This window comes from Zunongwangia profunda SM-A87 (assembly GCF_000023465.1).
Lineage (GTDB): Bacteria > Bacteroidota > Bacteroidia > Flavobacteriales > Flavobacteriaceae > Zunongwangia > Zunongwangia profunda.
Genome location: NC_014041.1, coordinates 4,160,490 through 4,179,405 on the forward strand (window position 1 = coordinate 4,160,490; position 18,916 = coordinate 4,179,405).

The 18,916-nt window shown below is 36.8% G+C and carries 28 protein-coding genes; 2 read left to right on the plus strand and 26 right to left on the minus strand.

Annotation, left to right across the window (positions count from 1 at the left end; translation table 11 throughout):
- Positions 1-48 precede the first annotated feature (48 nt).
- The 26 genes from infA to rpsL all read right to left on the minus strand — a co-directional run bounded on the left by infA (position 49) and on the right by rpsL (position 13,878).
- Positions 49-264 (minus strand): translation initiation factor IF-1, encoded by a 216-nt coding sequence (gene infA, locus ZPR_RS18240; RefSeq protein ID WP_013073244.1) that lies wholly within the window; start codon positions 262-264, stop codon positions 49-51.
- 2 nt (positions 265-266) lie between these two features.
- Positions 267-1,601, minus strand: coding sequence for a preprotein translocase subunit SecY (secY, locus tag ZPR_RS18245; protein WP_013073245.1), 1,335 nt, complete (start codon positions 1,599-1,601; stop codon positions 267-269).
- A gap of 11 nt (positions 1,602-1,612) precedes the next feature.
- Positions 1,613-2,065 carry a 50S ribosomal protein L15 gene (gene rplO / locus ZPR_RS18250; protein ID WP_013073246.1) on the minus strand — a complete coding sequence of 151 codons (453 nt, stop codon included), beginning with the start codon at positions 2,063-2,065 and terminating at the stop codon, positions 1,613-1,615.
- 9 nt (positions 2,066-2,074) lie between these two features.
- Complete coding sequence (gene rpmD, locus ZPR_RS18255; protein WP_013073247.1) at positions 2,075-2,257, minus strand: 50S ribosomal protein L30; 183 nt, start codon at positions 2,255-2,257, stop codon at positions 2,075-2,077.
- 13 nt (positions 2,258-2,270) lie between these two features.
- Positions 2,271-2,795, minus strand: a complete 525-nt coding sequence (gene rpsE, locus ZPR_RS18260; RefSeq protein WP_013073248.1) for a 30S ribosomal protein S5 — start codon at positions 2,793-2,795, stop codon at positions 2,271-2,273.
- Between the two features lie 6 nt (positions 2,796-2,801).
- On the minus strand, positions 2,802-3,158 hold the full coding sequence (gene rplR, locus ZPR_RS18265) for a 50S ribosomal protein L18 (RefSeq protein WP_013073249.1): 357 nt from the start codon (positions 3,156-3,158) through the stop codon (positions 2,802-2,804).
- A 12-nt stretch (positions 3,159-3,170) separates the two neighbouring features.
- On the minus strand, positions 3,171-3,713 hold the full coding sequence (rplF, locus tag ZPR_RS18270) for a 50S ribosomal protein L6 (protein WP_013073250.1): 543 nt from the start codon (positions 3,711-3,713) through the stop codon (positions 3,171-3,173).
- 18 nt (positions 3,714-3,731) lie between these two features.
- Positions 3,732-4,130 (minus strand): 30S ribosomal protein S8, encoded by a 399-nt coding sequence (rpsH, locus tag ZPR_RS18275; protein WP_013073251.1) that lies wholly within the window; start codon positions 4,128-4,130, stop codon positions 3,732-3,734.
- Between the two features lie 59 nt (positions 4,131-4,189).
- On the minus strand, positions 4,190-4,459 hold the full coding sequence (rpsN, locus tag ZPR_RS18280; RefSeq protein ID WP_013073252.1) for a 30S ribosomal protein S14: 270 nt from the start codon (positions 4,457-4,459) through the stop codon (positions 4,190-4,192).
- A gap of 3 nt (positions 4,460-4,462) precedes the next feature.
- Positions 4,463-5,014 (minus strand): 50S ribosomal protein L5, encoded by a 552-nt coding sequence (gene rplE, locus ZPR_RS18285; RefSeq protein ID WP_013073253.1) that lies wholly within the window; start codon positions 5,012-5,014, stop codon positions 4,463-4,465.
- 2 nt (positions 5,015-5,016) lie between these two features.
- The gene (gene rplX / locus ZPR_RS18290; protein WP_013073254.1) at positions 5,017-5,328 is read right to left on the minus strand and encodes a 50S ribosomal protein L24; all 312 of its coding nucleotides are present in this window, start codon (positions 5,326-5,328) and stop codon (positions 5,017-5,019) included.
- A gap of 12 nt (positions 5,329-5,340) precedes the next feature.
- The gene (gene rplN, locus ZPR_RS18295) at positions 5,341-5,709 is read right to left on the minus strand and encodes a 50S ribosomal protein L14 (RefSeq protein WP_013073255.1); all 369 of its coding nucleotides are present in this window, start codon (positions 5,707-5,709) and stop codon (positions 5,341-5,343) included.
- Positions 5,710-5,711: 2 nt separating this feature from the next.
- A complete protein-coding gene (gene rpsQ / locus ZPR_RS18300) occupies positions 5,712-5,969 on the minus strand; it encodes a 30S ribosomal protein S17 (protein WP_013073256.1) in 258 nt (85 codons plus the stop codon).
- An 18-nt stretch (positions 5,970-5,987) separates the two neighbouring features.
- The gene (gene rpmC / locus ZPR_RS18305; RefSeq protein WP_013073257.1) at positions 5,988-6,179 is read right to left on the minus strand and encodes a 50S ribosomal protein L29; all 192 of its coding nucleotides are present in this window, start codon (positions 6,177-6,179) and stop codon (positions 5,988-5,990) included.
- A gap of 12 nt (positions 6,180-6,191) precedes the next feature.
- Entirely contained in the window at positions 6,192-6,611 is a 420-nt protein-coding gene (rplP, locus tag ZPR_RS18310; RefSeq protein WP_041579079.1) for a 50S ribosomal protein L16, read from the minus strand.
- A gap of 17 nt (positions 6,612-6,628) precedes the next feature.
- The gene (rpsC, locus tag ZPR_RS18315) at positions 6,629-7,348 is read right to left on the minus strand and encodes a 30S ribosomal protein S3 (protein WP_013073259.1); all 720 of its coding nucleotides are present in this window, start codon (positions 7,346-7,348) and stop codon (positions 6,629-6,631) included.
- A 7-nt stretch (positions 7,349-7,355) separates the two neighbouring features.
- Positions 7,356-7,763, minus strand: a complete 408-nt coding sequence (gene rplV / locus ZPR_RS18320) for a 50S ribosomal protein L22 (protein WP_013073260.1) — start codon at positions 7,761-7,763, stop codon at positions 7,356-7,358.
- A gap of 8 nt (positions 7,764-7,771) precedes the next feature.
- A complete protein-coding gene (gene rpsS / locus ZPR_RS18325; protein ID WP_013073261.1) occupies positions 7,772-8,050 on the minus strand; it encodes a 30S ribosomal protein S19 in 279 nt (92 codons plus the stop codon).
- A 6-nt stretch (positions 8,051-8,056) separates the two neighbouring features.
- On the minus strand, positions 8,057-8,884 hold the full coding sequence (gene rplB, locus ZPR_RS18330; protein ID WP_013073262.1) for a 50S ribosomal protein L2: 828 nt from the start codon (positions 8,882-8,884) through the stop codon (positions 8,057-8,059).
- A gap of 9 nt (positions 8,885-8,893) precedes the next feature.
- Positions 8,894-9,184: a 50S ribosomal protein L23 gene (gene rplW, locus ZPR_RS18335; RefSeq protein WP_013073263.1), complete on the minus strand. Its 291-nt coding sequence runs from the start codon at positions 9,182-9,184 to the stop codon at positions 8,894-8,896.
- 9 nt (positions 9,185-9,193) lie between these two features.
- Entirely contained in the window at positions 9,194-9,820 is a 627-nt protein-coding gene (gene rplD, locus ZPR_RS18340; RefSeq protein ID WP_013073264.1) for a 50S ribosomal protein L4, read from the minus strand.
- Positions 9,820-10,431 (minus strand): 50S ribosomal protein L3, encoded by a 612-nt coding sequence (gene rplC / locus ZPR_RS18345; RefSeq protein WP_013073265.1) that lies wholly within the window; start codon positions 10,429-10,431, stop codon positions 9,820-9,822. Before rplC ends, rplD begins: the two co-directional genes overlap by 1 nt.
- A 139-nt stretch (positions 10,432-10,570) precedes the next feature.
- Positions 10,571-10,876: a 30S ribosomal protein S10 gene (gene rpsJ, locus ZPR_RS18350; protein ID WP_013073266.1), complete on the minus strand. Its 306-nt coding sequence runs from the start codon at positions 10,874-10,876 to the stop codon at positions 10,571-10,573.
- A gap of 10 nt (positions 10,877-10,886) precedes the next feature.
- Positions 10,887-12,995, minus strand: coding sequence for an elongation factor G (gene fusA, locus ZPR_RS18355; protein WP_013073267.1), 2,109 nt, complete (start codon positions 12,993-12,995; stop codon positions 10,887-10,889).
- A gap of 6 nt (positions 12,996-13,001) precedes the next feature.
- Positions 13,002-13,478: a 30S ribosomal protein S7 gene (gene rpsG, locus ZPR_RS18360; protein WP_013073268.1), complete on the minus strand. Its 477-nt coding sequence runs from the start codon at positions 13,476-13,478 to the stop codon at positions 13,002-13,004.
- A gap of 25 nt (positions 13,479-13,503) precedes the next feature.
- Complete coding sequence (gene rpsL / locus ZPR_RS18365; RefSeq protein ID WP_010230128.1) at positions 13,504-13,878, minus strand: 30S ribosomal protein S12; 375 nt, start codon at positions 13,876-13,878, stop codon at positions 13,504-13,506.
- A gap of 372 nt (positions 13,879-14,250) precedes the next feature.
- Here rpsL and ZPR_RS18370 point away from each other — a divergent pair, with 372 nt between their 5' ends.
- On the plus strand, positions 14,251-17,484 hold the full coding sequence (locus ZPR_RS18370; RefSeq protein WP_041580108.1) for a SusC/RagA family TonB-linked outer membrane protein: 3,234 nt from the start codon (positions 14,251-14,253) through the stop codon (positions 17,482-17,484).
- 11 nt (positions 17,485-17,495) lie between these two features.
- Positions 17,496-18,914 (plus strand): SusD/RagB family nutrient-binding outer membrane lipoprotein, encoded by a 1,419-nt coding sequence (locus ZPR_RS18375; RefSeq protein ID WP_041579082.1) that lies wholly within the window; start codon positions 17,496-17,498, stop codon positions 18,912-18,914.
- Positions 18,915-18,916: the final 2 nt, after the last annotated feature.

The following is an 18,916-nucleotide window of genomic DNA, read 5'->3' on the forward strand; positions in this document are numbered from 1 at the left end:
TCAGTGTGCAAAAGTAAGGAAAAAATTATTAATAGCTTAATTTACTTCTTAGTATCTGTAAGTTATGCGCGCCTTACTTAAATCATAAGGGCTCATTTCCAATTTCACCTTATCGCCGGGTAGTAATTTAATATAATGCATACGCATTTTACCCGAGATATGAGCAGTCACAACGTGACCGTTTTCTAACTCTACACGAAACATTGCATTAGACAATGCTTCGATAATCGTTCCATCTTGTTCAATTGCTGGTTGCTTTGCCATAATTAAGCTACTGCTTTTCTATTTTTACCTGTTTTCATTAATCCGTCATAGTGTCTATTCAACAAATAAGAATTTACCTGCTGCATAGTATCGATTGCAACTCCAACTAAAATTAATAGAGAGGTACCTCCAAAAAACAGTGCCCATCCTTGTTGAACACCTAACAACTTCACAATTATCGCAGGAAAAATGGCAATAATTGCTAAAAATACAGATCCAGGAAGTGTAATTTGTGACATGATTCGATCTAAATACTCTGCAGTCTCAGAACCTGGGCGAATACCCGGTATAAATCCTCCACTACGTTTAAGATCATCTGCCATTTTATTTGTTGGTACTGTAATCGCAGTATAGAAATAAGTAAATACAATAATCAATAATGCGAAAACTAAATTATACCAAAAACCAAATATATCACTAAATGCAGCAGTCACACCTTGCGCTGCATCAGAATCTGAAAGACCGGCCAAAGCTACTGGGATAAACATAATAGCCTGAGCAAATATAATTGGCATTACACCTGAAGCATTAAGCTTAAGAGGTATATATTGTCTTGAACCAAATACATTTTTCTCATAGCCACCAGTAGCAGACCTTCTGGCATACTGTACAGGTATTTGGCGAACAGCCATTACCAACATTACAGCAGCTAGAATAATCGCAAACCAAATAGCCAACTCGATCAATACCATAATAAGTCCGCCACTACCATCAAACCTAGAGACAAATTCCTGAAGGAATGCTTTAGGTAGATTGGCAATAATACCTACCATAATTAATAGAGAAATACCATTACCAATTCCTTTATCTGTAATCTTCTCTCCAAGCCACATAGCGAAAATCGTTCCTGTAGTAAGGATAATCACAGAAGAAACAATAAAGGATAAACTATCTCCTAATAAAAAAGCATTTTGTGGCAAGGTATTAAACAGATTATAAATATAACCTGGTCCCTGAACTAAGGTAATTGCTATGGTTAACCATCTGGTAATTTGGTTTATCTTTTTACGACCACTCTCCCCTTCTTTTTGAAGCTTTTGCAAATAAGGAATTGCAATCCCCATAAGCTGAACAACAATAGAAGCTGAGATGTATGGCATAATACCTAGCGCAAAAATAGAGGCATTAGAAAAAGCACCTCCTGTGAAAGCGTTAAGTAAACCTAATAAACCGCTATCTGTCTGATTAGCTAAGTTCGCTAACTGACTGGCATCTATCCCAGGAAGTACAACCTGAGTTCCAAAACGATAAACTAAAAGTAAACCGAGGGAAACTAAAATACGGTTTTTTAGTTCCTCGATTTTCCATATATTTTTTATAGTATTGATGAATTTCATTTGGCTATCTATTATAAAGTAACAACTTCACCTCCTGCAGCTTCAATAGCTTCCTTGCCTGAGGCCGTAAATTTATGAACAGATACTTTTAATTTAGCCTTTAATTCACCTCTACCTAAGATTTTAACTAGCTCATTCTTTCCAGCTAAACCGTTCTCCACAAGTACACTTAGGTCTACCGTATCTTTAACTTTACCATTATCTACTAATGTTTGTAAAGTATCTAAGTTAATACCCTGGTATTCTTTACGGTTTCTGTTGTTAAAACCAAATTTTGGCACACGGCGTTGAAGTGGCATTTGCCCTCCTTCAAAACCTATCTTCTTAGAGTAACCAGAACGTGATTTAGCCCCTTTGTGACCACGAGTAGCGGTACCACCTTTACCGGATCCTTCTCCACGGCCAACACGTTTATTGTTACTTTTAACTGAACCTTTTGCAGGTTTTAAGTTACTTAAATCCATGTAAACCTATTATTTTGTTTCTTCTACAGAAACTAAGTGTTTAACTTTATTTATCATACCAAGGATGTTTGGTGTATCCTGGTGCTCTACAGTATGTCCTATTTTTCTAAGACCTAGTGCTTCTAAAACTCTTTTTTGATTCTGAGTTCTATTAATTGCACTTTTTACTTTAGTTACCTTTATTTTTGCCATCTTATCCCTGATTTTATCCTTTGAAAAGTTTTTCCAACGTGATACCTCTTTGCTTAGCCACGGTATCTGCACTTCTTAATTGTAATAGTGCATCAAAAGTAGCCTTCACAACATTATGAGGGTTAGAAGAACCTTGATTCTTAGAAAGTACATCATGTACTCCTACAGACTCCAGTACGGCACGAATCGCACCACCGGCAATAATCCCTGTACCAGTTGCAGCAGGTAATAGTAAAACTCTTGCTCCACCATATTTACCTTTTTGCTCGTGTGGTAAAGTTCCTTTATGTAAAGGAATACGTACCAAATTCTTTTTTGCATCTTCAACGGCTTTTGAAATAGCATCGGCAACCTCTTTTGATTTACCTAAACCTTGTCCAACAACACCATTTTCGTCACCAACTACTACAATTGCAGAGAAACCAAATGCTCTACCACCTTTAGTAACCTTAGTAACACGTTGCACTCCTACCAAACGATCTTTAAGTTCAAGACCTCCTGGTTTTACATGTTCTACGTTTTTATAATCTTGATACATATCTTCTTAGAATTTTAGTCCTCCTTCACGAGCACCTTCTGCTAATGATTTAACTCTACCGTGATACAAGTACCCCCCTCTATCGAAAGAAATAGTTTCAACTCCGGCTTTTTTCGCTCTATCTGCTAAATTTTTACCTACTAACTCAGCAATATCACTTTTAGTACCTGAAGCATCTTTTACTTCCTTATCTCTAGAAGAAGCTGCAGCTAAAGTTTTACCAGCTACATCGTCTATAATCTGAGCATAAATTTCTTTATTACTTCTATATACAGACAATCTTGGACGGCTTTCAGTTCCGCTAATATTCTTTCGAATACGCTTTCTTATCTTTAATCTTCTTTTTTCTTTTGAAAATGCCATAACTAAACTTTATTAAGCTGATTTACCTGCTTTTCTTCTAATTATTTCTCCTTTAAATTTAATACCTTTTCCTTTATAAGGTTCTGGTACTCTGAAAGAACGAATCTTTGCAGCAACTTGTCCTAAAAGCTGTTTGTCATGAGAAGTAAGTTTAACAACCGGATTTTTCCCTTTTTCTGATATTGTTTCAACTTTAACCTCTGGAGCTAAATCTATAACAATATTATGGGAGTACCCAACAGCTAAATCTAATTTTTGTCCCTGATTGGAAGCTCTATAACCAACACCTACTAATTCTAACTCTTTAGTAAATCCATTAGTTACTCCTTCAATCATATTATTTACTAACGCACGATATAAACCATGCTTAGCTTTTTGATCACTTTTCTCAGAAGAACGCTCAAAAGATATTACATTATCTTCTACATTAACCTCAATATCGTTAATTTCTTGCTTAAGCTCTCCTAATTTTCCTTTTACCGTTACAAAACCATCTTTAAAGTCTACATTAACACCTTCTGGAATTGTAATTGGGCTTTTACCTATTCTTGACATTTCTTGTTATTTTAAGAATTAGTAAACGTAACACAATACTTCACCACCAACATTCTCTGTTCTGGCCTGCTTATCTGTCATTACTCCGTGAGAAGTACTAATGATTGCAATACCTAAACCATTTAAAATACGTGGTAATTCTCCAGCACCGGCATATTTACGTAAACCAGGTTTACTTATCCTCTGAATATCTTTTATTACAGAGTCTTTGGTATCTCTATCGTATTTAAGAGCTATTTTGATAGTACCTTGCGCGGTATTATCTTCAAACTTGTAACTTAAGATATATCCCTGATCGAATAAAATCTTAGTAATTTCTTTTTTAACGTTAGAAGCAGGAATTTCAACAACCCTGTGGTTTGCTGCTACCGCATTTCTAATACGCGTTAAAAAATCTGCAATTGGATCTGTATTCATTTATATTAATTTGCGATTATGGTTTTCCTATACTATGGAACCTATAATCAATTTATAATTTACCAACTAGCCTTTTTAACTCCTGGGATAAGACCGTTATTAGCCATTTCTCTAAACATTACACGAGAAACACCAAATTGTCTCATATACCCCTTTGGTCTACCAGTTAGCTTACAACGATTATGCAAACGTACTGGAGAAGAGTTTTTTGGTAATTTTTGTAATGCCTCATAATCGCCAGCTTCTTTTAAAGCTTTCCTTTTTTCAGCATATTTATCTACCAATTTTTGTCTCTTCACCTCACGGGCTTTCATTGATTCTTTAGCCATGTTTTAATTCTTTTTAAAAGGTAAACCTAGTTCAGTTAATAAAGATTTCGCTTCTTTATCAGTATCAGCAGTAGTAACGAAAGTAATATCCATACCTGCGATTCTATTCACAGCATCGATATCAATTTCAGGAAAAATAATTTGCTCAGTAATACCTAAGTTATAATTTCCCCTACCATCAAAACCGTTAGCTTTAATCCCATCAAAATCACGTACACGTGGAAGTGCAGAGGTAATTAATCTATCTAAAAATTCGTACATTCTATAACCGCGTAAAGTAACTTTTGCACCAATTGGCATTCCCTTACGAAGTTTAAATGTAGCAACGTCTTTCTTGGAAATAGTTGCAACTGCTTTTTGACCAGTAATAGCTGTTAACTCATCTACTGCATGATCAATTAACTTTTTATCAGCAACAGCACCTCCAACTCCTCGGCTTATAACGATTTTCTTAAGCTTAGGCACTTCCATTACATTGCTGTAACTATATTCTTCTACAAGAGATGATTTAATTTTATCATCATACTCTTTTCTAAGTCTTGGTACGTATGCCATAACTATAATACTTCATTTGATTTTTTAGAAAATCTCACCTTTTTTCCATCTTCTTCTCTATAACCTACTCTGGTTGCTTTACCATCTTTGGTCATTAAAGAAAGATTAGAAATATTTATTGGAGCTTCCTTCTTAGTAATTCCGCCCTGTGGATTAGAAGCACTGGGCTTCTCATGTTTAGAGATCGTATTAACCCCTTCCACAATCGCTTTATTCTTGTCTGGAAATACTTTTTGAACCTTACCCTGCTGACCTTTATGATCACCAGCAATAACTAGAACTGTATCTCCTGATTTTATTTTAAGCTTTGCCATTTTTTTAATGTATTAAAGCACTTCAGGTGCCAATGATACAATTTTCATGAATTGCTTATCACGAAGTTCTCTTGCTACAGGACCAAAAACACGTGTTCCACGCATCTCTCCAGCCGGGTTTAGAAGCACACACGCATTATCATCGAACCTTATATAAGATCCATCAGGTCTACGCACTTCTTTCTTGGTACGAACAACAACTGCTGTAGAAACCGCACCTTTTTTAATGTTTCCATTAGGTGTAGCCTCTTTAACGCTGACAACAATTTTGTCTCCAACAGAAGCGTATCTTTTCTTTGTACCTCCTAATACTCTAATAGCTAAAACTTCTTTAGCCCCAGTATTATCTGCTACTTTTAGTCTAGACTCTTGTTGTACCATAATTACTTCGCTCTTTCAATTATTTCTACTAATCTCCAACATTTAGATTTACTCATAGGTCTAGTTTCCATGATCCTTACAGTATCTCCTTCGTTGCAGTCGTTTTTTTCGTCGTGAGCTACGTACTTCTTAGTTTTCAATACGAACTTTCCGTACATAGGGTGTTTTACTTTCTTAACTTCAGAAACCACTATAGATTTCTGCATTTTATTACTGGTAACTACACCTATTCGCTCTTTTCTTAAATTTCTTTTTTCCATCTTTCAGCAGAATAACACTTATTGTTGTTCTCTTTTAGTTAACTCGGTAGCTAATCTCGCTATACTTCTCCTTACAGCTCTTAACTGTATTGGGTTCTCTAATGGCGAAACAGCATGAGCCATTTTTAAATCTGCATATGCCTTACGAGATTTACCAAGCTCTTCCTGCAATTCTGCAACAGACAATTCTTTTACTTCTGATTGTTTCATAATTCAAAAAAATTATTCTTGATAATCTCTAGCTACGATAAATTTAGTTCTTACCGGAAGTTTTTGTGCTGCAAGACGTAGCGCCTCTTTAGCAGTTGCCAATGGCACACCACCAATTTCAAACATAATTCTTCCAGGTTTTACAACAGCAGCCCAATACTCCACGGCACCTTTACCTTTACCCATACGAACCTCAAGAGGTTTTTTAGTGATAGGCTTATCTGGAAATATTTTAATCCAGATAGAACCTTCTCTCTTCATATAACGGGTAGCAGCAATACGCGCAGCTTCGATTTGACGAGCTGTAATGAAACTAGAATCAAGAGACTTGATCCCAAATGTTCCATTCGAAAGACGGTGACCTCTTTGAGCCACACCTTTCATACGCCCCTTCTGTTGCTTACGATATTTCGTTCTTTTAGGTTGTAACATTTTTCTTTACTTTAAAATTACTTTCTACGACGTGATTTATTATTACCACCTCGTCCGGAACTTTTACCTCCTTGTTTCTTAGCTAGACCTACTAGCGGAGATAAATCTCTTTTTCCGTAAACTTCACCTTTCATGATCCATACTTTAACACCCAATCTACCATAAGTAGTGTGTGCTTCAACTAAAGCATAATCAATATCGGCCCTAAAAGTAGACAAAGGAATCCTACCATCTTTATATGCTTCGGAACGTGCCATCTCAGCACCGTTTAAACGACCTGAAATTTCAATTTTAATTCCTTCAGCATTCATTCTCATTGCAGCCGCAATAGCCATTTTAATTGCACGACGATAAGAAATTCTGTTCTCTATTTGTCTTGCAACACTGGCCCCAACTAAATGGGCATCCAACTCTGGCCTTTTGATTTCAAAGATGTTAATTTGAACCTCTTTGTCTGTGATCTTCTTAAGCTCTTCTTTAAGCTTGTCTACCTCTTGACCACCTTTACCGATAATAATACCAGGTCTGGCAGTAGTGATAGTAACGGTCACAAGCTTAAGGGTACGCTCTATTATTACCCTGGATACACTCGCTTTAGAGAGGCGAGCATGGATGTACTTTCTAATCTTATCGTCTTCGGCTAATTTATCACCGTAGTCATTTCCTCCGTACCAGTTGGACTCCCATCCTCTAATGATACCAAGGCGATTACCGATTGGATTTGTCTTCTGTCCCATACTCTTCTTAGCTTTGTGTATTATTGTTTTCGCCAAGCACTAATGTAACGTGATTGGATCTCTTTCTAATTCTATGTGCGCGACCCTGCGGAGCAGGACGAAGTCTCTTTAGCATACTTCCTCCATCTACACGAATCTCCTTCACAAATAATTCAGCATCTTCAATACTTGCATCCTCATTCTTAGCCTGCCAGTTTGCGATAGCAGATAACAATAACTTCTCTAAGCGAGAGGAAGCCTCTTTTTGACTGAATTTTAAAATTTGAAGCGCTTTTTCTACTTTTTCACCTCTTACCAAATCCGCTACTAAACGCATTTTTCTTGGTGAAGTAGGGCAGTTATTTAACTTAGCAAAAGCTGTCTGCTTCTTAGCTTCTTTTATTTGCTCTGCTCTTTCTTTTTTACGAACTCCCATAGCTTCAATTATTTTCTTCCTTTATTTTTAGCACCTGCATGTCCTCTAAAAGAACGTGTTGGTGAAAATTCTCCTAACTTATGACCTACCATATTCTCAGTAACATAAACAGGAACAAATTGTTTACCGTTATGAACAGCAATAGTTTGCCCTACAAAATCTGGAGTAATCATTGAAGCTCTAGACCAAGTTTTGATCACCGCTTTTTTACCAGAATCTACGTTATCTGCTACTTTCTTCTCTAGTTTATAGTGAACGAAAGGTCCTTTTTTTAATGAACGTGCCATACTCTATTATTTCTTTCTACGTTCTACAATATATTTATTACTCGCCTTTGTTCTTGTACGGGTTTTAAAGCCTTTTGCAGGTAAACCTTTTCTAGAACGTGGATGACCTCCTGAAGCTCTACCTTCACCTCCACCCATTGGGTGATCGATTGGGTTCATCGCTACTGGTCTAGTTCTTGGTCTGATACCTAACCAGCGTTTTCTACCAGCCTTACCAGAAATTTGTAACTGATGATCGCTATTAGACACAGCGCCTATGGTTGCCAAACATACAGAAAGGATCCTTCTAATCTCACCAGAAGGCAACTTTACAGTTGCGTATTTCCCTTCTCTTGCTAACAATTGTGCAAAAGCACCGGCACTTCTCGCCATAACAGCTCCCTGACCAGCTCTTAATTCTATACAAGAAACTACAGTACCCAATGGAATATTTGCTAACGGCATAGCGTTACCAATTTCAGGAGCAACCGCTTCATTAGAAGCAACAATATTTTGACCTACCTGAAGTCCATTTTGAGCAATAACATACCTTTTCTCACCATCCTGATAGTTCAATAAAGCAATAAAGGCCGTTCTGTTTGGATCATATTCAATAGAAGCTACAGTTGCAGGAACACCGTGTTTATCACGTTTAAAATCTACAATTCTGTAACGTCTTTTATGACCACCGCCTTTATAGCGCATGGTCATTTTCCCTTGACTGTTTCTACCACCTGACTTTTTTAACGGAGCAAGTAAACTCTTCTCCGGCTTATCAGTAGTAATGGCGTCAAACCCATTAACTACTCTAAAACGCTGACCAGGAGTAATTGGTTTTAATTTTCTTACTGACATTTTTTAATCTTAAAGATTACTGTATAAATCAATAGTTTCACCTTCCGCCACCTGTACCATAGCTTTTTTATAAGCTTTAGTTTTACCAGTGATCATACCAGACTTAGTATATCTGGTTTTACGATCTGGACGGACGTTAATTGTACGAACAGAAGTTACTGAAACGCCATAAGCAGATTCTACTGCATCTTTGATTTCAATCTTATTCGCCTTATTACTCACCTCAAAAGAGAAACAATTTTTAAGTTCGCTCTCTGCGGTAGCTTTTTCCGTAATAATTGGTTTTATTAAGATACTCATAACGCTTATTTAACTTAAATTCGACTCTAATCCTTCTAGAGACCCTTCCATAAACACAACACTTTTTGCATTTAATATTTTGTAAGTACTTAATTCTGAAACACTTACAACTTCAGAGCCTTTTAAATTACGTGACGACAAATATACGTTTTTATTTGACTCACCCAACACTATAAGAGATTTTTTCTCCTGAATACCAATGGCTTTCAAAACTTCAATGAAGTTTTTTGTCTTTGGAGTATCGAAAGAAAAATCTTCTACAACGGTAATAGCATTATCATTTGCTTTAATAGATAAAGCAGATTTTCTTGCCAAACGTTTTAAGGCTTTATTTAATTTAAAACCATAGTTTCTTGGACGAGGACCAAATATTCTACCTCCACCTCTAAAAACAGGCGACTTAATACTACCCGCACGAGCTGTACCAGTACCTTTTTGCTTCTTAAGTTTACGAGTAGAACCTGTTATTTCAGCACGTTCCTTAGCCTTATGAGTACCCTGTCTTTGATTAGCAAGATATTGCTTAACATCAAGATATACAGCATGCTCATTTGGCTCTATTCCGAAAACAGCATCAGAAAGGCTCACCTTCCTACCTGTTTCTTTTCCTTTAATATCTAAAACTGCTACTTCCATTACTTTCTAATGATTACGTAAGAGTTTTTATGCCCTGGAACACATCCTTTAACAACTAAAAGATTTTTCTCAGCCACTACTTTTAAAACTCTAAGGTTTTCAACTTTTACTTTTTCGCCACCCATTCTTCCAGCCATACGCATACCTTTAAATACGCGTGCAGGATAAGAGGCCGCACCAATAGAACCAGGAGCCCTTAGACGGTTATGTTGACCGTGAGTAGATTGCCCTACTCCGCCAAAACCATGTCTTTTAACAACCCCCTGGAAACCTTTTCCTTTAGAAGTACCAGAAATATCAACGAATTCACCTTCTTTAAAGTGTTCTACATTAATGGTATCTCCTAATTTGTAATCTCCTTCAAATCCTTGGAATTCAACGACTTTTCGTTGCGCAGCAACTCCCGCCTTCTTAGCATGCCCTGTAGCAGCCTTGTTTGCAGTCTTTTTGTCATCGAAACCAAGTTGAAGTGCTTCGTACCCGTCAACCTCATTGGTTCTGACTTGGGTAATTACGCATGGACCAGCTTCAATAACGGTACAAGGAATATTCTTCCCATTTTCGTCGAAAATACTAGTCATGCCTATTTTTTTTCCTATTAACCCAGACATAATTATTGATTATTATTACTTATTTATAAAAAAACAGGACAGAAAAATACTTCTGTCCTGAATGTATCTTTCCCGTTTTTCCCTTGCGAAACGCTCAGGACATTTTACCCGCTAAAATTTTAAACAGGTTTCTTTAAGATCACACTTTGATCTCTACTTCAACACCACTAGGAAGCTCCAATTTCATTAAAGCATCAATGGTTTTTGAAGAAGAACTGTAGATATCAAGCAATCTTTTATAAGAACTAAGCTCAAACTGCTCTCTAGATTTCTTGTTAACGTGAGGAGACCTTAATACAGTAAATATCTTTTTATGCGTTGGAAGCGGGATTGGACCCGTTACCACAGCACCTGTAGTTTTAACTGTCTTTACAATCTTCTCAGCAGATTTATCTACTAAATTATGATCGTAGGATTTTAATTTTATTCTGATTTTTTGACTCATTACCCTAAAATTATTCGTTAGATCCTTTAGCTGCTTTAATTACTTCTTCTGAAATATTAGAAGGAGTTTCAGCATAATGTGAGAATTCCATAGTAGAAGTTGCTCTACCAGAAGAAAGTGTTCTTAATGTAGTTACATAACCAAACATCTCTGATAACGGCACATCTGCTTTCACAATTTTCGCTCCAGATCTGTCTGACATATTGTTTACCTGACCTCTTCTACGGTTAAGATCCCCAACAATATCCCCCATGTTTTCTTCTGGAGTTACTACTTCCATTTTCATAATTGGCTCAAGGATTACCGCTCCAGCTTTTTTAGCAGCAGCTTTGAATCCCATTTTCGCAGCCAATTCGAAAGATAATTGATCGGAATCAACAGGGTGAAAAGATCCGTCTTTAAGAACAACTTTTAAAGTATCTACCTGAAATCCTGCTAGAGGACCGTTTTTCATGGCTTCTTTAAAACCTTTCTCTACTGAAGGAATAAACTCTTTAGGAATACGTCCACCTTTGATTTCATCAACAAACTGAAGTCCTTTTCCTTCAAATGACTCATCTACTGGTCCCATTTCGAATACAATATCCGCAAATTTACCACGTCCACCAGATTGCTTTTTATACACCTCTCTGTGCTCTGCAGGCCTGGTAACAGTTTCCTTATATTCTACCTGAGGCTGACCTTCATTTACTTCTACCTTAAATTCACGTTTTAAACGATCTACTAAGATTTCGATATGAAGTTCTCCCATTCCTGAAATTACAGTTTGACCTGAAACTTCATCTGTTTTAACCTGGAAAGTTGGATCTTCCTCAGCCAATTTAGCTAAAGCCATACCCATCTTATCAACATCGGCCTTAGTTTTAGGCTCTACAGCAATACCAATTACAGGCTCTGGGAATGTCATAGACTCAAGAATAATTGGCTTATTAACATCTGTTAATGTATCACCAGTCTTAATATCTTTAAATCCTACAGCTGCTCCAATATCACCAGCTTCAATTTTATCTATAGGCTCTTGTTTATTAGAGTGCATTTGATATATCCTAGAGATACGTTCTTTTTTACCAGAACGAACATTAAGAACATAAGACCCAGCATCTAAAGTACCAGAATAAACTCTAAAGAACGCTAAACGTCCAACAAATGGATCTGTAGCAATTTTAAAAGCTAAAGCCGAGAATGGAGAATCTACATTAGGCTTACGGCTTTCCTCTTCACCTGTTTCAGGATTTTCTCCAACAATAGCATCTACATCTACCGGAGATGGAAGGTAACGCATTACCGCATCAAGCATCGCCTGAACTCCTTTATTTTTAAAGGCAGAACCACACATCATTGGTATGATAGACATATCACAAGTTGCAGCTTTTAAGGCAGCAATAATCTCATCTTCAGTAATAGAGTCTTCATCTTCAAAGAATTTCTCCATTAAAGCTTCATCATATTCTGCAACAGCCTCAACTAGCTCAGCTCTATATTTATTTACATCAGCCTGCAACTCTTCAGGAATATCGATAGTCTCGTAAGTCATACCCATATCCTCTTCATTCCAGATAATCGCTTTTTTAGAAATCAGGTCTACTACACCTTTAAAATCCATCTCTTCCCCAATTGGTACTTGCAATGGAACAGGATTTCCTCCTAACATCTCTCTTACCTGACGGCATACATTAAAAAAGTCGGAACCTTGACGGTCCATCTTATTAACAAAACCCAATCTAGGTACGCGGTATTTATCTGCCTGTCTCCAAACAGTTTCAGATTGCGGCTCTACTCCATCAACTGCCGAGAACAATGCCACAACACCATCAAGAACACGTAAAGAACGCTCTACTTCTACGGTAAAATCAACGTGACCAGGAGTATCAATAATATTCACAGTATACTCGTGACCGTTATAAGGCCATGTACAATGTGTGGCAGCAGAAGTAATGGTAATACCTCTTTCCTGCTCTTGCTCCATCCAGTCCATCGTAGCAGCACCGTCATGAACCTCTCCAATCTTGTGACTGATACCAGTATAATAAAGTATACGCTCTGTTGTTGTTGTTTTACCAGCATCAATATGAGCAGCAATACCTATATTTCTTGTAAATTTTAAATCTCTTTGTGCCATTTTATTTTAGAATCTAAAGTGAGAGAATGCTTTATTCGCTTCTGCCATTTTATGAGTATCTACTCTTTTCTTAACAGCAGCCCCTTCTTCCTTAGCCGCAGCTAAAACTTCTGCAGCAAGTTTCGCAGCCATTGTTTTCTCGTTTCTCTTACGAGCAAAACTAATAAGCCATTTCATCGCAGTAGAAACCTTTCTATCTGGTCTAATTTGCATTGGAATTTGAAAAGTAGCACCTCCAACCCTTCTACTCCTAACCTCTACATGAGGCATCACATTAGAAAGCGCATCTTTCCAGATTTCTAGAGCTGATTTCTCTTCATCTTGCTTTTTTTCTTCTACGATAGCAATAGCATCATAGAAAATCTTAAAGGCAACAGATTTTTTACCATCCCACATCATCATGTTTACAAAACGCGTAACAAGTTGATCATTAAACTTAGGATCTGGCAAAAGTGGTCTTTTCTTAGCCTGTCTTTTTCTCATTTCTTTACATTAAAAGTTTAATAAATTACTTCTTAGGGCGTTTTGCTCCATACTTAGATCGACGTTGAGTTCTACCCTCAACACCTGCGGTATCTAAAGCACCACGAACAATGTGATACCTTACACCTGGTAAATCTTTTACCCTTCCGCCTCTAACTAATACTATCGAGTGCTCTTGCAGATTGTGTCCTTCACCAGGTATATAGGCATTCACCTCTTTACCATTAGTCAACCTTACCCTAGCTACTTTTCTCATAGCAGAGTTTGGTTTTTTAGGAGTAGTAGTATACACACGTGTACAAACACCCCTTCTTTGAGGGCACGAATCTAAAGCAGCCGATTTACTCTTCTTAGTTATCTTGGCTCTTCCTTTTCGTACTAATTGTGAAATTGTTGGCATAATTTCTTTTACACTAATTATTAATTTAAACCACCTTCTATAAAAAAGGTGCGCAAAGGTAGAAATAAATTTCAAGTATTCAAACAGTTAGGAAGAAAAATAAAAAACACAAGTTCAATGCTTGTATTTTTCTCAGTAATTTCCAGGAAAGGTTAAAATAAGTGTTATGAAAATCCTAAAATTCCTATTCAATTTGTTAATTATAAAAAAAACACAAACTTTAACACTACAACGCTTACCCCTATAAATCAAACAGATAGACCTTAATTTTAACAAAAAAGGGAAATAACGTGCCTTTTAATAGGTTTGCTATGTTTGATTTCTTAACCATTTATTAGCACATTTGACATGGCTAATTCAAACAAATTCAAAATGAAAACAAAACTAAGTAGTATTTTAACACTACTGCTGGCATTGATTGCGCATGTTAGCTTTGCGCAGGAAAAGACCATCAGTGGTACGGTAACAGACGAAGAAGGCTTACCTCTTCCAGGTGTAACTGTGCTGATTAAGGGAACCAATACAGGTACTCAAACAGATTTTGACGGAAATTATTCTGTATCAGCAGACCAAGGAGATATTCTGGTATTTTCGTTCATAGGAATGGAAACTGCAGAATATACAGTTAAGAACATTGACACCATAGACGTCACAATGACGACTGATTCTGCCCAACTTGATGAAGTAGTAGTTACAGCACTGGGAATTTCTCGAGAAAAAAAATCATTAGGATATGCCACGCAATCAGTAGATGGTGCAGAAGTATCCGATGTCCCTACACAAAACTTCATGAATTCTCTTTCTGGTAAAGTAGCTGGATTGCGCATTAACAATTCTGGTACTGTAGGAGGATCTTCTAATGTTGTGATAAGAGGTAACTCTTCTTTAACAGGTAATAACCAAGCATTATTTGTTATTGATGGAACACCTATTAGTAATGATACTCCCAATACTTCTGGACAAAGATCTGGACAAGGAGGGTACGATTACGGAAATGCAGCATCAGATATTAACCCAAATGATATTGAATCCATCAATGTTTTAAAAGGTGCCGCCGCAACAGCACTTTATGGAGCTCGAGCTGCTAATGGTGTTATTATTATTGAAACAAAGAAAGGATCAAAAAGAAAAGGTATTGGGATCTCTATAAATTCATCCCTAACCATTAGTCATGTAAATGATAATACTTTACCAGTTTATCAAACCGAATACGGTGCAGGTTACGGACCTTACTACGACACACCTTATTTCAACAATTATGACAATCTAGATCTTCCTGGTGGTTTTGACCCCTCTATACCATTTACACCATTTACAGAAGATGCTTCTTTTGGAGCTCGCTTTGAAGGTCAGCCAGTGTACCAGTGGAATTCTATTTATCCTCAGCTAGAGGACACTTATCAACAAGCAACTCCATGGAGAGCGGCTAGAAATACACCAAATGCGATTTGGGAAAGCGGTCATACTGCGATCAATTCTGTAGCTTTATCAGGAGGTAGCGAAACTGGAAAATTTAGATTAAGTGTTACCAATTTAGATCAAGAGGGAAATCTACCTAATAGCAGCATTAAAAGAAATAACATTAAATTTAGTGGGCAACAGGACTTAACTGATAACTTTAGTGTCGGAGCAAATATCACTTATACTAAAACAGATGGAAAAGGTAGATATGGAACGGGCTACGACTCTGAAAATCCAATGCAACAATTTCGCCAGTGGTGGCAAATGAATGTAGATGTAAAAGAGCAAAAAAATGCTTACTTCAAGACAGGAGACAACATTACATGGAATCCAAATAGCCCATTAAACAGAAATCCAATATATTCTGACAACCCTTACTGGACACGTTACGAAAACTTTCAAACCGATACACGTAATAGATATTTTGGAAATCTAAATCTTAATTATGAAATTAATGATATATTCAGCGTTTTAGGGCGTTTCACATTTGACACTTATGACGAGTTACAAGAAGAAAGAAGAAATGTAGGGAGTTCAGGAGTTTCTGGATATACGCGTTACAATGGAAGATTTGCAGAGTATAACTATGATCTTATCTTAAACTTCAATACAGATATTGCTGAAGACTTAAATCTTGATGGAAACCTAGGATGGAATCTAAGAAGAAATGACAATAGTTTTATAAGAGCATCTACCAATGGCGGTCTTAGTCAGCGAGGGATATACGCTTTATCAAATACTGCGGCTCCACTTCAGGCCCCCGATGAATATGATGCAACTAGAATGCTGGATGGTGTATATGCAAGAGCTAGCTTAAGCTATCTTGATACCTATTTCATAGAAGGTACTTTACGTCGAGATCGCTCATCTACACTTCCAATTGATAATAACGTATTTTACTATCCTTCAATATCTGGAAATATAATTTTGTCCAACCTAATTGAAGCAGACTGGCTAAGTTTTGCAAAGTTACGCGCAAATTATGCCGAAGTTGGTAATGACACAGATCCTTACAGAGTTATTCAAACTTATCAGATTGAAATGCCTTTTCAAGGTACAGGAGTTGCAAACAATAATGGAACACTTAACAATCCTGATCTTAAACCTGAACGTACAAAATCTTATGAAATTGGCTTAGAAGCGAATTTCTTTAATCGTAGAATTGGTTTCGATGTTTCATATTATAATATGAAAACAGAAGATCAGATCACTCCAGTACCAGTATCTAGAGCTACTGGTTTTAGCAGAATATTATTTAATGCAGGAACCATTGAAAACAAAGGTTTTGAAGCCTCGCTTCGTCTAAATCCAATTAGATCCGAAGATTTCAACTGGAACATGAATGTTAACTGGGCTAGAAACCGAAGTGAAGTTGTAAGTTTAGCGCAAGGAATTAGAAACTTAGAACTAGCTTCTCTTCAAGGAGGTGTCTCTATTAATGCTACTCCAGGACAAGCCTATGGTGCTATTAGAGGTACTGATTATGTTTATGATGAAAACACAGGACAAAGAATAGTTGGTAGCAATGGTTATTATCTAACTACTTCAAGCTCTAACGAAATCATCGGAAACATACAACCAGATTGGACTGGAGGTGTTCAAAACACATTTCAATATAAAAATATAACGTTGAGTTTTCTTATCGACGTTCAAAAAGGTGGAGACATATTCTCTTTAGATACCTGGTATGGTTTCGCAACAGGATTATATGACAGAACAGCTGGCCTTAATGATCTTGGTAACCCATTAAGAGATCCTGTTACAGATGGAGCAGATAGCGGCGGAGCTATTTTAGAAGGAGTCACAGAAAGTGGTGAGCCTAACCAAACTCGCGCAAGCTTTACAACCTACGCGAACCCATACGGATATGCTAGGGATGCCAACAAAGGACATGTATATGACGCATCATTTGTAAAACTTAGAGAGGCAAATATCACTTATGACTTCGGGGAAAAAATAATCGAAAAATTACCTCTTACCAACGCTTCAATCTCATTAATAGGAAGAAATTTATGGATTATACATAAAAACATCCCTTATTCTGATCCAGAAGCAGGACTTAGTGCAGGTAATATTCAAGGGTATCAATCTGGAGCCTATCCCGCGATAAGAGAAATAGGTGCTAGCCTTAAACTTAACTTTTAATTAGAACCATGATGAAAAAATATATATTAACATTCATTGCTTTAGCAACGTTATGGTCTTGCCAAACAGATGAACAATATCAAAATCACAATCAAGATCCTAAAAATCCTACAGATGTAGGGGATGATTTTCTTTTCACTTCATCCGTAAAAAACCTACAGGATCAATTGGCTAGTCCTAACGTAAATTTTAACATTTTTAGATTCATTTCGCAATATTGGACGGCCACCACTTATCTGGATGAACCAAACTATAATTTAAATAACCGAGGTATTCCAGACAATCACTGGTCTCAATTATATCGTACTGTAATATTCAACATTCAAGATGCTAAAGAAAGAGTTCAGAATAATGAATATATCAGCGAAGGAGAAATAAATGCAAGAACGGCTCAATTAGAATTAATTGAAATATATACCTGGCAAATATTGGTTGATACTTTTGGAAATATCCCTTATTCAGATGCGCTTCAAGCAAGAGAGAATACTTTACCTAAATATGATGACGCTCAGGAAATCTATAACGATCTAATTTCTAGAGTTAGAGCAATTGATTTCGGAGATTCTCAAGGATACTCATCAGCTGATGTTATTTATGGTGGAGATATGAGCAAATGGGAATTATTTGCAAATTCTATTCAATTACGTTTAGGTATGAGAATTGCTGATTTTAACCCTTCCCTTTCTCAAGAAGTTACTGAAGAAGCCTATAGTAATGGAGTTTTCAGCAGCAACTCAGATAATGCTATATTAGCATACGAAGCCAACCCACCTAACACAAATCCTCTTTGGGAAGATTTAGTTCAGAGTGGACGATCAGATTATGTGACAGCAAATACGATAGTTGACATAATGAATAACCTGGAAGATCCTAGAAGAACAGCTTATTTTGATGACAACCTGAATAGTGGTGATTATATAGGGGGTACTTATGGAGCAAGTAATTCTTTCCAAAATTTCACTCACGTAGGCGAAGCTTTTAGAGAACCAACCCATCCAGGGATTCTAATGGATTATGCGGAAGTTGCATTCTTACTTTCTGATGCTGCACTAAACGGATATTCTGTTGGAAGTTCTGCACAAGAACATTATGAACAAGGGATTACAGCATCTATACTTTATTGGGGAGGAACACAATCTGAAGCGGATTCGTATCTCTCTCAAGATGATGTATCATACAATGGTTCCGAACAACAGTTAGGTACCCAATTTTGGATCGCAATGTATGATAATCCATTCCAAGGATGGAATGCATGGAGAACTTATGATGCACCAGAATTTAATTTACCTGATGATACTGGAAATGAAGTACCTTTAAGATACACATATCCAATCGATGAACAAAACCTTAATGAAGGCAATTACAATGAGGCTTCAGAAGCAATTGGAGGTGATGAGCAACAAACTAGAATTTTCTGGGACGTAGACTAATT